Origin of the sequence: Leclercia sp. W17 (assembly GCF_003336325.1) — a bacterium.
Taxonomy (GTDB): domain Bacteria; phylum Pseudomonadota; class Gammaproteobacteria; order Enterobacterales; family Enterobacteriaceae; genus Enterobacter.
Genome location: NZ_CP031101.1, coordinates 657,706 through 669,684, shown reverse-complemented (window position 1 = coordinate 669,684; position 11,979 = coordinate 657,706). Strand labels below are relative to the sequence as shown.

Sequence of the window (11,979 nt, the reverse complement as noted above, 5' to 3'; positions counted from 1 at the left end):
CTACCTTATACGCTGGCGTCATCGCTTCAGCGTGCAATGCTGGAGGAGTATGATGCAAGTAAAAATAACGCTCGCCGATGAACATCCCCTGATTCGCCGGGGGGTTCGCGCGATGCTCAACGACATGAACAGCGCCAGCGACGGTATGGCGTTTACGCTGGCCGATGAAACGCAGACCACATCCGAACTGCTGAAACAGCTGGCGCAGCAGCTCCCTGATATTTTGTTGCTGGGCTATACCCTGAGCGGCACGCAAAGCGCCGATCCCTTGAGTCGCATGGAAGGGCTGGCGCTGGTAAAAGGTCTGAGCCAGCGCTATCCCACGATAAAAGTGATCCTGCTTACCCGCTACAAAAATCCCCAACTGATCCGGCTGGCGATCGAGACGGGGGTAAAGGGGTACGTGAGTCACAATATGAGCGAAAAGACCTTCCGCGATGCACTTACCGGCGTGTTGAACGACGAAGTTTATGTCGAACCGGCATTAATGAAAACGCTGTTTCCGGCGGAAAAACTGCCCTCAGAGGCGCTCTCTCCCAGAGAGATGGATGTACTGCGTTTACTCTGTAAAAGTGGAAACCTGACGGATGTGTCGCGGCGAATGCACCTGAGCATTAAGACCGTGAGCGCACATAAGATCCGGGCGATGGAGAAGCTGGGGGTAAAAAATGACTGTCAGCTCTATTGTCTGCTGGCCCGTACCCGGATGTTCGATATTACCCTCTGACATCCGGGCCGGGGAGCGATCAGGCGGCGGGCAGTTCGGCCAGTGGCCAGCGCGGGCGCACGGAGACGCTCAGATCCGCCGTGGCGTTCGCTTTCAGACGCACCATACCGGCATAGGCGATCATCGCCCCGTTATCGGTACAAAATTCCGGGCGGGCATAGAACACTTCACCGCGGCGTTTTTGCATCATCTCCGCGAGCTTTGCGCGCAGCGTGCGGTTGGCGCTGACGCCGCCCGCCATCACCAGGCGCTTAAAGCCGGTCTGATCCAGCGCGCGTTTGCACTTGATCATTAAGGTATCCACCACCGCATCTTCAAAGGCGCGGGCGATGTCGGCGCGTGTCTGCTCGTCGTCGTCATTATTCCGGATGGTATTGGCGGCAAAGGTCTTCAGGCCGGAGAAGCTGAAATCCAGACCCGGACGGTCGGTCATCGGGCGCGGGAAGACAAAGCGCCCTTCGGTACCCTGCGAGGCCATTTTCGACAGCATCGGGCCGCCAGGGTAATCGAGCCCCAGCAGCTTGGCGGTTTTGTCGAACGCTTCACCCGCCGCATCGTCAATGGACTCGCCCAGCAGTTCGTACTGGCCAATACCGGTGACGCTGATCAATTGCGTGTGACCGCCGGAAACCAGCAGCGCCACAAACGGAAATTCAGGGGGATTCTCTTCCAGCATCGGCGCCAGCAGATGCCCTTCCATATGGTGAACCGGGATAGCCGGTACATCCCACGCGAACGCCAGCGAACGCCCGACAGTGGCGCCGACCAGCAGCGCACCCACCAGGCCTGGACCCGCCGTGTAGGCCACAGCGTCAATATCTTTTGCCGTAAAGCCAGCCTCTTTCAGCGCCGCCTGGATCAGGGGCACCGTTTTACGCACATGGTCGCGGGAGGCCAGTTCCGGCACGACGCCACCGTAGTTGGCATGCAATTTTACCTGACTATACAATTGGTTGGCGACGAGCCCTTTTTCATCGTCGTAGATCGCGATGCCGGTTTCATCGCAGGATGTTTCAATACCCAGTACACGCATGACTTGTTTTACCTCACTCAGATACCGCGCAGTGTAGAGCCTGGGCGGGTTGATGTAAAACTTTCCTCACCCCTGGAGTTCACTTCGTGTATACTCCTCACCCTTATAAAAGTCCCCTTTCAAAAACGGCCGCGGTGCTTTACAAAGCAGCAGCAATTGCAGTAAAATTCCGCACCATTTTGAAATAAGCTGGCGTTGATGCCAGCGGCAAACCGAATTTATAAAGGTGAGAGTTACATGCCGGTAATTAAAGTACGTGAAAACGAGCCGTTCGACGTAGCACTGCGTCGCTTCAAGCGTTCATGCGAGAAAGCAGGTGTTCTGGCTGAAGTTCGTCGTCGTGAGTTCTATGAAAAACCAACGACCGAACGTAAGCGCGCTAAAGCTTCTGCTGTGAAACGTCACGCGAAGAAACTGGCTCGCGAAAACGCACGCCGTACTCGTCTGTACTAATCTATTGAGGACGCACGTCCTCAGTTGTCAGACAGAGTAGTAGTCGTAAGGCCGTGCTTCCGGAAGGAATGCGCGGCTTGTTTTCGTTTATGAGTTCCTAAAAATTTCTGGGGCCTATGGCTGGACGAATTCCACGCGTATTTATCAACGATCTGCTGGCAAGAACCGACATTGTCGATCTCATCGACGCGCGGGTAAAGCTGAAGAAGCAGGGCAAGAACTATCACGCGTGCTGTCCATTCCATAACGAAAAAACCCCCTCTTTCACCGTAAACGGTGAAAAGCAGTTCTACCACTGCTTCGGCTGTGGCGCGCACGGCAACGCCGTCGACTTTTTGATGAACTACGACAAGCTCGAGTTCGTTGAAACCGTCGAAGAGCTGGCTGCCATGCACAATCTTGAAGTGCCTTATGAAGCAGGCAGTGGCCCCAGCCAGATAGAGCGTCATCAACGACAAACGCTGTATCAGCTGATGGATGGCCTGAATTCGTTTTACCAACAGTCTCTCAAGCAACCTGCTGCTGAGCCTGCGCGTCAGTATCTGAACAAGCGCGGACTGAGCGACGATGTCATTGCGCGTTTCGCTATTGGTTACGCCCCTCCCGGCTGGGATAACGTGTTAAAGCGTTTTGGCGGCAATAGCGAAGATCGTAAATCACTCATCGACGCGGGCATGCTGGTCACCAACGACCAGGGACGTAGCTATGACCGCTTCCGCGAGCGGGTGATGTTTCCCATTCGCGACAAGCGTGGCCGGGTAATTGGTTTTGGTGGCCGCGTGCTGGGCGATGCCCTGCCGAAATACCTCAACTCCCCGGAAACCGATATTTTCCATAAGGGCCGCCAGCTGTATGGCCTGTATGAAGCCCAGCAGAATAACGCTGAACCGCAGCGGCTGCTGGTGGTCGAAGGCTATATGGATGTGGTGGCGCTGGCGCAGTTCGACATTAACTATGCCGTGGCGTCGTTGGGTACCTCTACCACTGCCGACCATATCCAGCTGCTGTTTCGGGTGACCAACACGGTCGTCTGCTGTTACGACGGTGACCGGGCCGGACGCGAAGCCGCCTGGCGCGCGCTGGAGACGGCGCTGCCTTATATGACCGACGGGCGCCAGTTGCGCTTTATGTTCCTGCCCGACGGCGAAGACCCGGATACGCTGGTGCGTAAAGAGGGCAAAGCGGCATTCGAGGCGCGGATGGAGCAGGCTCAGCCGCTCTCCACGTTTCTGTTTAACAGCCTGATGCCGCAGGTGGATTTGAGCACCCCGGATGGCCGCGCCCAGCTGAGCACGCTGGCGTTACCGCTGATTACTCAGGTGCCGGGCGAAACGTTGCGCATCTATCTGCGCCAGGAACTGGGTAAGAAACTTGGCATTCTGGATGACAGCCAGCTTGAACGTTTAATGCCAAAACTGGCTGAAAGCGGAGCGGTTCGCCCCGCGCCTCAGCTAAAACGCACAACCATGCGTATACTGATAGGACTGTTGGTGCAAAACCCGGAGCTGGCCCCACGCGTGCCTTCTCTGGCGGGTTTAGACCACGAAAAGCTGCCCGGACTTGGCTTATTTGCAGAACTGGTCAACACTTGTTTGTCACAGCCAGGTCTGACCACCGGACAACTTTTAGAGCACTATCGCGGAACAAAAGCGTCCGCAACCCTTGAAAAACTGTCGATGTGGGACGATATAGCAGATAAAGAGATTGCTGAAGAGACCTTCACCGACTCGCTCAACCATATGTTTGATTCGATGCTTGAACTGCGCCAGGAAGAGTTGATTGCTCGCGAGCGCACACACGGTTTAAGCAGCGAAGAACGCCGGGAGCTCTGGATGATTAGCCAGGAGCTGGCAAAGAAATAACAGAAAGACAAAAGTATTTAACGGCTTAAGTGCCGAATATCGATCGGGTAGATCCCGACAGCCGCACTGAGAGGCAGCGGCAAAAATACAAGTACGCCCTCGCTTTAAAGGTTGGCAGCCGTATCGCCGACACCAATCAAACGAATAAGTGTGGATACCGTCTTATGGAGCAAAACCCGCAGTCACAGCTGAAACTTCTTGTCCAACGTGGTAAGGAGCAAGGCTATCTGACCTATGCCGAGGTCAATGACCATCTGCCGGAAGATATCGTCGACTCCGATCAGATCGAAGACATCATCCAAATGATCAACGACATGGGTATTCAGGTGATGGAAGAAGCCCCTGATGCCGATGATCTGTTACTTGCTGAAAACTCAAACAACACCGACGAAGATGCAGAGGAAGCTGCTGCACAGGTTCTGTCGAGCGTTGAATCTGAAATCGGCCGCACCACTGACCCGGTTCGCATGTACATGCGCGAAATGGGTACCGTTGAACTGTTGACCCGCGAAGGCGAAATTGACATCGCTAAACGTATCGAAGACGGGATCAACCAGGTTCAGTGTTCCGTTGCCGAATACCCGGAAGCGATCACCTATCTGCTGGAGCAGTACGATCGCGTTGAGGCAGAAGAAGCCCGCCTGTCCGATCTGATCACCGGTTTTGTCGATCCGAACGCAGAAGAAGACATGGCCCCAACGGCGACGCACGTCGGTTCTGAACTCTCTCAGGAAGAGATGGATGATGACGAAGACGAAGACGATGGCGATGACGACAGCAGCGATGACGACAACAGCATCGACCCTGAACTGGCTCGCGAGAAGTTCGCTGAACTGCGCGCGCAGTATGTCGTTACCCGCGACACGATCAAAGCGAAAGGCCGCAGCCACGCAGCCGCTCAGGAAGAGATCCTGAAGCTCTCTGAAGTGTTCAAACAGTTCCGTCTGGTGCCAAAACAGTTCGATTACCTGGTAAACAGCATGCGCGTGATGATGGATCGCGTACGTACCCAGGAACGCATCATCATGAAGGTGTGCGTTGAACAGTGCAAAATGCCGAAGAAGAACTTCATCACCCTGTTCACCGGTAACGAAACCAGCGAGACCTGGTTCAACGCTGCTATCGCGATGAACAAGCCGTGGTCTGAAAAACTGCGCGACGTGGCTGAAGAAGTACATCGTGGCCTGCAGAAGCTGCAGCAGATTGAAGAAGAGACCGGCCTGACCATCGAGCAGGTAAAAGACATCAACCGTCGTATGTCCATCGGTGAAGCGAAAGCCCGCCGTGCGAAGAAAGAGATGGTCGAAGCGAACTTGCGTCTGGTTATCTCTATCGCCAAGAAGTACACCAACCGCGGTCTGCAGTTCCTGGATCTGATTCAGGAAGGCAACATCGGTCTGATGAAAGCGGTTGATAAGTTCGAATACCGTCGTGGTTACAAGTTCTCCACCTACGCAACCTGGTGGATCCGTCAGGCTATCACCCGCTCTATCGCGGATCAGGCGCGCACCATCCGTATTCCGGTGCATATGATTGAGACCATCAACAAGCTCAACCGTATCTCCCGCCAGATGTTGCAGGAGATGGGTCGCGAGCCGACGCCAGAAGAGCTGGCCGAGCGCATGCTGATGCCGGAAGACAAGATCCGTAAGGTGCTGAAAATCGCTAAAGAGCCAATCTCCATGGAAACGCCAATCGGTGATGATGAAGATTCGCATCTGGGTGATTTCATCGAGGATACCACCCTCGAGCTGCCGCTGGACTCTGCCACCACCGAGAGCCTGCGTGCCGCCACCCACGACGTACTGGCTGGCCTGACTGCCCGTGAAGCGAAAGTTCTGCGTATGCGTTTCGGTATCGATATGAACACCGACCACACGCTGGAAGAGGTGGGTAAACAGTTCGACGTTACCCGCGAACGTATCCGTCAGATCGAAGCGAAGGCGCTGCGTAAACTGCGCCACCCGAGCCGCTCTGAAGTGCTGCGTAGCTTCCTGGACGACTAATTCGTCCTGATGTAAAAAAGCTCCCTACGGGGAGCTTTTTTTATGGCTGACGCTTCAGAGCCTAAAGCCCCCGCACCACCAGCGCCTCGTCCAGCTCCCGGTACGCCTCCACCAGCTTCTCAAGCGTTGCCCGGTTTAAACCGCTCGGATTGGGCAGGACCCACACCTGCGTTACGCCGATGGTGATCTTCTGCTTTCCCCACTGCACTCCACGCTGGCTAAAGGCTTGCTCATACGCCTGCTTGCCGAGGACCGCCAGCGCCGCGGGCTGATAGTCCTCAATCTTCTTAACTAACTCGCGCCCGCCGCTGCGCAACTCATGCAGGTTTACCTCGCTCGCCTGCACCGTGGGCCGCTCCACCAGCATGGTGATGCCGCAGCGGGTATCCAGCAGCTGTTGCTCCTCTTCCGGCTTGAGTAACTTATCGGTAAACCCGGCCTGGTAAATCACTTTCCAGAAGCGATTACTGGGATGCGCAAAGTGAAAACCAGTATGGGCGGAAGACTTGCCCGGATTGATGCCGCAGAACACCACCCGCAGGCCTGGCGCCAGGATATCGCTGATCATTATTACTCCTGCTTATTGATTCAGGCTTTAAGTATAAAAGATTGAAAATGCGTTGTTTATAAAAACAGCAGGCAGGTACGTATGGCTGGATTGCAGCGAGCAGTTACTTTATAATCCTCCGCCACGGCCCCTTAGCTCAGTGGTTAGAGCAGGCGACTCATAATCGCTTGGTCGCTGGTTCAAGTCCAGCAGGGGCCACCAAATTTATCAAGGACTTAGACAGGAAACTGGCTAAGTCCTTTTTGTTTGGGTGAAATACAGGTGACGTAATGGGTGACGTTACTTCACCGTCACTTCCTATCGAGAATAGAAGGCTGTATGGATTTTTCAGAAATACTGGGTAAAAAGGTTCAGCAGCAAATTCAGCGTAACAAGCCGGGACCAAAAGACTGCGTCAGTCTGTATAATATTTTGCGCTCGGCCAAACATCACTACACACTCGCCACATATGCAGATCTTTCTTCAGCCCTCCTGACACTTCTGTCCGGTAAATTTGATATAAAATTCTTTATAATTAACAAGGACACAATCGTAGATACAGAGGTGATAAACTTTGGTCAATGTCTCGAATTGGATTACAAAAAAGGAAAACTGACATCTCCAGAGTTGGCGAATTATGTTGCCATCACTCCTACCCTGCTTCTGTCAGGGATCAATGAGTCTCTGTCAAATGAATCACTTCATACGCATGGCTTCTTACGTAACGAGATAGCGCCACTCCTTGATTTCGAACTTATGAATGTGGCTGAAGATAAAACGAATGATAAAGAAAAATATAGCCAAAGACTGGCAGAACGTGAGATTCAAAACCCTCCTCCGCTGAAAGGGGAAAACTATGCTATCAAGCGAGAAGAGTTACTGATCGCAGCTCTGGCGATTATTGGTCAAAATCAAAAAGACGGCAAAAAAATTATTGTCCCAACGATTACAGACCTTCTTGATGAGATCGAAAAACAAGCTAAAAAGTTTTGGCCTTCCACAGAGACATTACCTATGTCCCGCAAAGAAGCAGCTGAACAGCTCGGTTTTGCACTGAATCTATTTGCACGCCAGATTCAAGACCTTGAAAGCCTTAGGGCAATGAAAAAACAAAAAAGAAAAAATTAGGATAAAGAAAGAGTTGCGTAAGATCCTCGATGACCTTTCAGAAGGTGCGGAAGTAAACTCAATCTTAATCTGATTAACTCCTGATGATTTCAATACACTTCATTGGGAGTTAGCAGTTTGAAAAACAAATCATCCATGTCTGACAGAGTTATTGCCCTACACCAACCTCAGCGCCTGATTCGCATCAATGCAATGCTTGAACTTCTCGATTGCAGCCGTACCACCCTCTATCGTTGGGTAAAGTCTGGATATTTTCCTAAGCCACTGATGCGGAGCGGTAAAACGCTCGGCTGGCCCGCTAGTTTGTATGAAAACTGGCTTGCACAGAACGATAAATGAGCATTGTGTCAAAGGGCTGGAGTTTCCAGCCTTTCTTTTGCCTGTTGATGCAACCAGTTGAAACAATAAGCGCATCAATTCAGAACGGTGCAGCGAATCGAGCCTTAATGTAACTCCATGATAAATAATAAAACTCCTAGCAGAGATCCTATTCCTCAGAACCCGGTAATTAATAATATTACCCGGAGCTCTGCTTATCCTGACATCAGACCTGGTGGGGAGTTTCTCTATGACAATGTCCTCTGGCCAGTCATGCCTGAAGAGAGCCAGCAGAATACTAAAATCATGAATTCACTGTTCCGGACCGTTGATAAAACTTACCGCAGCTGCTCTCGTTTTCTGGCAGTACGCTATGACTTTCACCTGCCTCAGTATAGCCCTGACAATAATGTTATTACGGAGTTTCATCAGCTGCTGATTCCCGCCCTCAGGAAGATCTATCCCAAAAGTTTCATGCGGGTATTTTGGGTAAGAGAGCAGAATAAGGCCCCCGCTCAGCATTACCATTATCTTCTGATGATGGATGGCAACGCTGTCCGCCATCCTCACAAAATTAACCAACTGGTGAAGTGCTATTGGAAACACGCTACTGGCGGTAGGGTCTGGCTACCTAAGCATGGATACTATCTGGTTAACCGGGACGATACCGAAGCTTTAACGGCATTGCTTCTAAGGGTTAGCTACTTTGCCAAGCGCTACTCAAAAACGCATGTCGCTGACAATATTGGCCTTTCCGGAACTCAACACTACTCATGCCTGAAAAAAGCCAGGCGCATTAAACCAGCTCAATTACAGATTAATCCTGCTTCTTCTGTGCCTGCACAGGAACATTGCCCTTTGCCCGGTAAGCTGGATTCTCTTTTTGCTGAAAAGGAAAACAGGGCTCAATTCAGTCAAATTGAAAACGAAACGCCAGAGGCCCTGCTCGCATATGTAACGATGCTGGTGGATAAAAAATCATTTCGTAGTAAAGCTCTTTTAAGAGCACTACGGCGACTGCATGCGTTTAAGAAAATCAGTCCGTTAATCACACCGTCCAGCACCATTAATTCAAGCACTAGTCCACATTGGCTGCGTCACTTTGAGCGCTACTATCGTGAATACTGGCCTTGCAATATTAGCGTTACGCAATATTGTCACTGGTATTACCTTAATCCAGGGACTGCAAGTCGTTACCTATGTAATTACCCAACGAATTTAATCAACCCATGGTTATTGAAAGCTTGGCTGTAGCAAATCACTAAAAATCAGGAGGGGTAAATGGATACTGAGAATAATAATGAATATGACTGGGGTCTTATCGAAAAAAACATACGCCGTATATATGGAAACAAAGCATATCGACGTATTACAGAGGATGAATGGTGGAGATGTAAATATTTAGAACGCCGAAAAAAGCTTAAAAAACAATTAGCACTAAAAAGAGACTTTGTTGTTAAGCCGTTGTTATTTCCTTCTTTTTACGATAATCCAAACACTATGGTGAAGAAAAATCGGCGAAACGGTCAACGCGGTCGGTGGAATATCGATAGGTTTTCCAGAAGAATTTATATTAAAGATTTGGGATCGCTTGATACCGTGGCGCATTTATTGACAAAAATGTCATGGCATCCCCACCACTCATATATTTTTGCTTTAGCACTCTATCCCGGCGTAACCAGCCAACAATTAGCAGATCACCTCGGAATGACCAGCTCAAACCACAGAATGGTATTTCGACGTTTGAACAATGACCTCTATCTCGTTGGCTGGCAATTTGTTTCATGTCAGATGGGTGCTCAAAACAAACCATGGGGCTGGTATCTGGAGAAAATTTGAGGCGTGATCAGCGGATGAGATCAGGTATATCTGATCTCATCCGCTTTGCCTGTTCTGATACGTCTGATTAGGGTGGCCCTATAAATCACCAGACACTTCGCCTCTCTGAAAATAAGAGGTAGTCTTGGACCTATGTTTAACACCAGTCAGAATAATAAGATGGTTGAAGTTTTATCAGGAGCTGAACGGCGTCGCCGCCGTGCACCGCAGGAAAAAATAACCATTATTCAGCAGACAATGGAACCCGGTATCCGCACCATGCTCGACGGCAGCAACATCGGTTCATCCCCGCAGATGCGGGGAACACATAAAGCAAGCCACACAGCCCAGGCTTGCCACCGGTTCATCCCCGCAGATGCGGGGAACGCTTACACCCTCACAGCGCCGTTAGCGCCGAAATCGAAAACCATTGGTTTTCATCCACAGGGAAAACAACTAAGAGTAAATTACACCAGCAGTAAAATTTGATATGAGCCGACGCGCCCAAAACATGCAAATTCCTTGATTTTAGTGATGAATGCTCAGTGGCTAAGATAAGCAAACTAAGCCTCATAAAGGCTAAATTACAGTTGATAGCAAAGTTATCGGAAGATAATTGAAAGTTTTCCCGCTAACGACCTATAAACCTGGGGACCGGATAAATGAACGTAGAGCAGAACAGGCAAGATGAGTGGCGCGCCATAGAGGAAAAATTATTGTTAAGCCATTGGTATTCCCCTCTATTTTTGCCGACCACAAAACTAAAGTGAAGAACAATCGACAAAACGGGCAACGCGGTTGGTGGTTTATAGATAACTTTTCCAGAAGAATTGACATTGAAAATTTGGGACCTATTGATAGCGTGGCACAACTGGTAAGGAAAATTGACCTGCCCCCACGATTAGATACAACACTCAGTTAGTAACGTCGGAATCTTCATTCTCAGAATGACCCTTTCTCCAGCCCGCTGCAAATTCAGACGGTGTCTGATAATTCAGCGTGGAGTGCGGGCGGCATTCGTTATAATCCTGCCGCCAGTCATTAATAATTTTCCTGGCATGAACGATATCGCTGAACCAGTGCTCATTCAAACATTCATCGCGAAATCGTCCGTTAAAGCTCTCAATAAATCCGTTCTGCGTTGGCTTGCCCGGCTGGATTAAGCGCAACTCAACACCATGCTCAAAGGCCCATTGATCCAGTGCACGGCAAGTGAACTCCGGCCCCTGGTCAGTTCTTATCGTCGCCGGATAGCCTCGAAACAGTGCAATGCTGTCCAGAATACGCGTGACCTGAACGCCTGAAATCCCAAAGGCAACAGTGACCGTCAGGCATTCCTTTGTGAAATCATCGACGCAGGTAAGACACTTGATCCTGCGACCGGTGGAAAGTGCGTCCATGACGAAATCCATCGACCAGGTCAGATTGGGCGCCGCCGGACGGAGCAGCGGCAGACGTTCTGTTGCCAGCCCTTTACGACGTCTTCTGCGTTTTACGCCCAGGCCACTGAGGTGATAAAGCCGGTACACGCGCTTATGATTAACATGAAGCCCTTCACGGCGCAGCAACTGCCAAATACGACGGTAGCCAAAACGCCTGCGCTCCAGTGCCAGCTCAGTGATGCGCCCTGATAAATGCGCATCAGCAGCCGGACGGTGAGCCTCATAGCGGCAGGTCGACAGGGATAAACCTGTAAGCCTGCAGGCACGACGTTGCGACAGACCGGTCGCATCACACATCAACATCACGGCTTCCCGCTTCTGGTCTGTCGTCAGTACTTTCGCCCAAGAGCCACCTGAAGCGCCTCTTTATCCAGCATGGCTTCGGCAAGCAGCTTCTTGAGTCTGGCGTTCTCTTCCTCAAGCGACTTCAGGCGCTTAACTTCAGGCACCTCCATACCGCCATACTTCTTACGCCAGGTGTAAAACGTGGCATCGGAAATGGCATGCTTGCGGCAGAGTTCACGGGCGGGTACCCCAGCTTCGGCTTCGCGGAGAATACTGATGATCTGTTCGTCGGAAAAACGCTTCTTCATGGGGATGTCCTCATGTGGCTTATGAAGACATTACTAACATCGGGGTGTACTA

11 protein-coding genes and 1 tRNA gene are annotated in these 11,979 nt (G+C 51.1%); 9 read left to right on the top strand and 3 right to left on the bottom strand.

Translation table 11 applies throughout. The annotated features are described in order from the left end of the window. Nucleotides 1–49: 49 nt before the first annotated feature. Nucleotides 50–727, top strand: a complete 678-nt coding sequence (locus DVA44_RS03365; RefSeq protein WP_246842248.1) for a response regulator transcription factor — start codon at nt 50–52, stop codon at nt 725–727. A 19-nt stretch (nt 728–746) separates the two neighbouring features. On the opposite strand, the gene tsaD is transcribed toward DVA44_RS03365, so the two are convergent. Next, complete coding sequence (tsaD, locus tag DVA44_RS03360) at nt 747–1,760, bottom strand: tRNA (adenosine(37)-N6)-threonylcarbamoyltransferase complex transferase subunit TsaD (protein WP_114385725.1); 1,014 nt, start codon at nt 1,758–1,760, stop codon at nt 747–749. Nucleotides 1,761–1,997: 237 nt separating this feature from the next. Between tsaD and rpsU the strand changes: the two genes are divergently transcribed. The 3 genes from rpsU to rpoD all read left to right on the top strand — a co-directional run bounded on the left by rpsU (nt 1,998) and on the right by rpoD (nt 6,081). Then, nucleotides 1,998–2,213 carry a 30S ribosomal protein S21 gene (gene rpsU, locus DVA44_RS03355; RefSeq protein WP_001144069.1) on the top strand — a complete coding sequence of 72 codons (216 nt, stop codon included), beginning with the start codon at nt 1,998–2,000 and terminating at the stop codon, nt 2,211–2,213. Between the two features lie 116 nt (nt 2,214–2,329). After that, nucleotides 2,330–4,075, top strand: a complete 1,746-nt coding sequence (gene dnaG, locus DVA44_RS03350) for a DNA primase (protein ID WP_103177014.1) — start codon at nt 2,330–2,332, stop codon at nt 4,073–4,075. Nucleotides 4,076–4,239: 164 nt separating this feature from the next. Continuing rightward, nucleotides 4,240–6,081, top strand: a complete 1,842-nt coding sequence (gene rpoD / locus DVA44_RS03345; protein WP_139157075.1) for an RNA polymerase sigma factor RpoD — start codon at nt 4,240–4,242, stop codon at nt 6,079–6,081. Nucleotides 6,082–6,142: 61 nt separating this feature from the next. Here the strand turns inward: rpoD and mug are convergent, their stop codons facing one another. Next, nucleotides 6,143–6,649 carry a G/U mismatch-specific DNA glycosylase gene (gene mug / locus DVA44_RS03340; RefSeq protein ID WP_114385724.1) on the bottom strand — a complete coding sequence of 169 codons (507 nt, stop codon included), beginning with the start codon at nt 6,647–6,649 and terminating at the stop codon, nt 6,143–6,145. A 125-nt stretch (nt 6,650–6,774) separates the two neighbouring features. On the opposite strand from mug, the gene DVA44_RS03335 reads away from it, so the two are divergent. The 5 genes from DVA44_RS03335 to DVA44_RS03315 all read left to right on the top strand — a co-directional run bounded on the left by DVA44_RS03335 (nt 6,775) and on the right by DVA44_RS03315 (nt 9,913). Next, nucleotides 6,775–6,850, top strand: a tRNA-Ile gene (locus DVA44_RS03335). 117 nt (nt 6,851–6,967) lie between these two features. Further along, on the top strand, nt 6,968–7,756 hold the full coding sequence (locus DVA44_RS03330) for a hypothetical protein (protein WP_114385723.1): 789 nt from the start codon (nt 6,968–6,970) through the stop codon (nt 7,754–7,756). Nucleotides 7,757–7,891: 135 nt separating this feature from the next. Continuing rightward, nucleotides 7,892–8,095, top strand: a complete 204-nt coding sequence (locus DVA44_RS03325) for an AlpA family transcriptional regulator (RefSeq protein WP_077226360.1) — start codon at nt 7,892–7,894, stop codon at nt 8,093–8,095. Nucleotides 8,096–8,212: 117 nt separating this feature from the next. After that, nucleotides 8,213–9,328, top strand: coding sequence for an inovirus-type Gp2 protein (locus tag DVA44_RS03320; RefSeq protein WP_114385722.1), 1,116 nt, complete (start codon nt 8,213–8,215; stop codon nt 9,326–9,328). A 27-nt stretch (nt 9,329–9,355) separates the two neighbouring features. Further along, nucleotides 9,356–9,913 (top strand): hypothetical protein, encoded by a 558-nt coding sequence (locus tag DVA44_RS03315; RefSeq protein ID WP_114385721.1) that lies wholly within the window; start codon nt 9,356–9,358, stop codon nt 9,911–9,913. Between the two features lie 893 nt (nt 9,914–10,806). Here DVA44_RS03315 and DVA44_RS03310 read toward each other — a convergent pair. After that, nucleotides 10,807–11,927 (bottom strand): IS3-like element ISSen4 family transposase gene (locus DVA44_RS03310; RefSeq protein WP_087451024.1). Its coding sequence is split into 2 segments (ribosomal slippage): nt 10,807–11,669 and nt 11,669–11,927, totalling 1,122 coding nucleotides; the frame shifts between segments, so codons are not numbered across the junction. Nucleotides 11,928–11,979 lie beyond the last annotated feature (52 nt).

What these genes read in the sequence shown, in the direction of transcription:
- DVA44_RS03365 (WP_246842248.1), top strand. Translation starts at nt 50, where the DNA reads ATGATGCAAGTAAAAATAACGCTCGCCGATGAACATCCCCTGATTCGC.
- tsaD (WP_114385725.1), bottom strand. Translation starts at nt 1,760, where the DNA reads ATGCGTGTACTGGGTATTGAAACATCCTGCGATGAAACCGGCATCGCG.
- rpsU (WP_001144069.1), top strand. Translation starts at nt 1,998, where the DNA reads ATGCCGGTAATTAAAGTACGTGAAAACGAGCCGTTCGACGTAGCACTG.
- dnaG (WP_103177014.1), top strand. Translation starts at nt 2,330, where the DNA reads ATGGCTGGACGAATTCCACGCGTATTTATCAACGATCTGCTGGCAAGA.
- rpoD (WP_139157075.1), top strand. Translation starts at nt 4,240, where the DNA reads ATGGAGCAAAACCCGCAGTCACAGCTGAAACTTCTTGTCCAACGTGGT.
- mug (WP_114385724.1), bottom strand. Translation starts at nt 6,649, where the DNA reads ATGATCAGCGATATCCTGGCGCCAGGCCTGCGGGTGGTGTTCTGCGGC.
- DVA44_RS03330 (WP_114385723.1), top strand. Translation starts at nt 6,968, where the DNA reads ATGGATTTTTCAGAAATACTGGGTAAAAAGGTTCAGCAGCAAATTCAG.
- DVA44_RS03325 (WP_077226360.1), top strand. Translation starts at nt 7,892, where the DNA reads ATGTCTGACAGAGTTATTGCCCTACACCAACCTCAGCGCCTGATTCGC.
- DVA44_RS03320 (WP_114385722.1), top strand. Translation starts at nt 8,213, where the DNA reads ATGATAAATAATAAAACTCCTAGCAGAGATCCTATTCCTCAGAACCCG.
- DVA44_RS03315 (WP_114385721.1), top strand. Translation starts at nt 9,356, where the DNA reads ATGGATACTGAGAATAATAATGAATATGACTGGGGTCTTATCGAAAAA.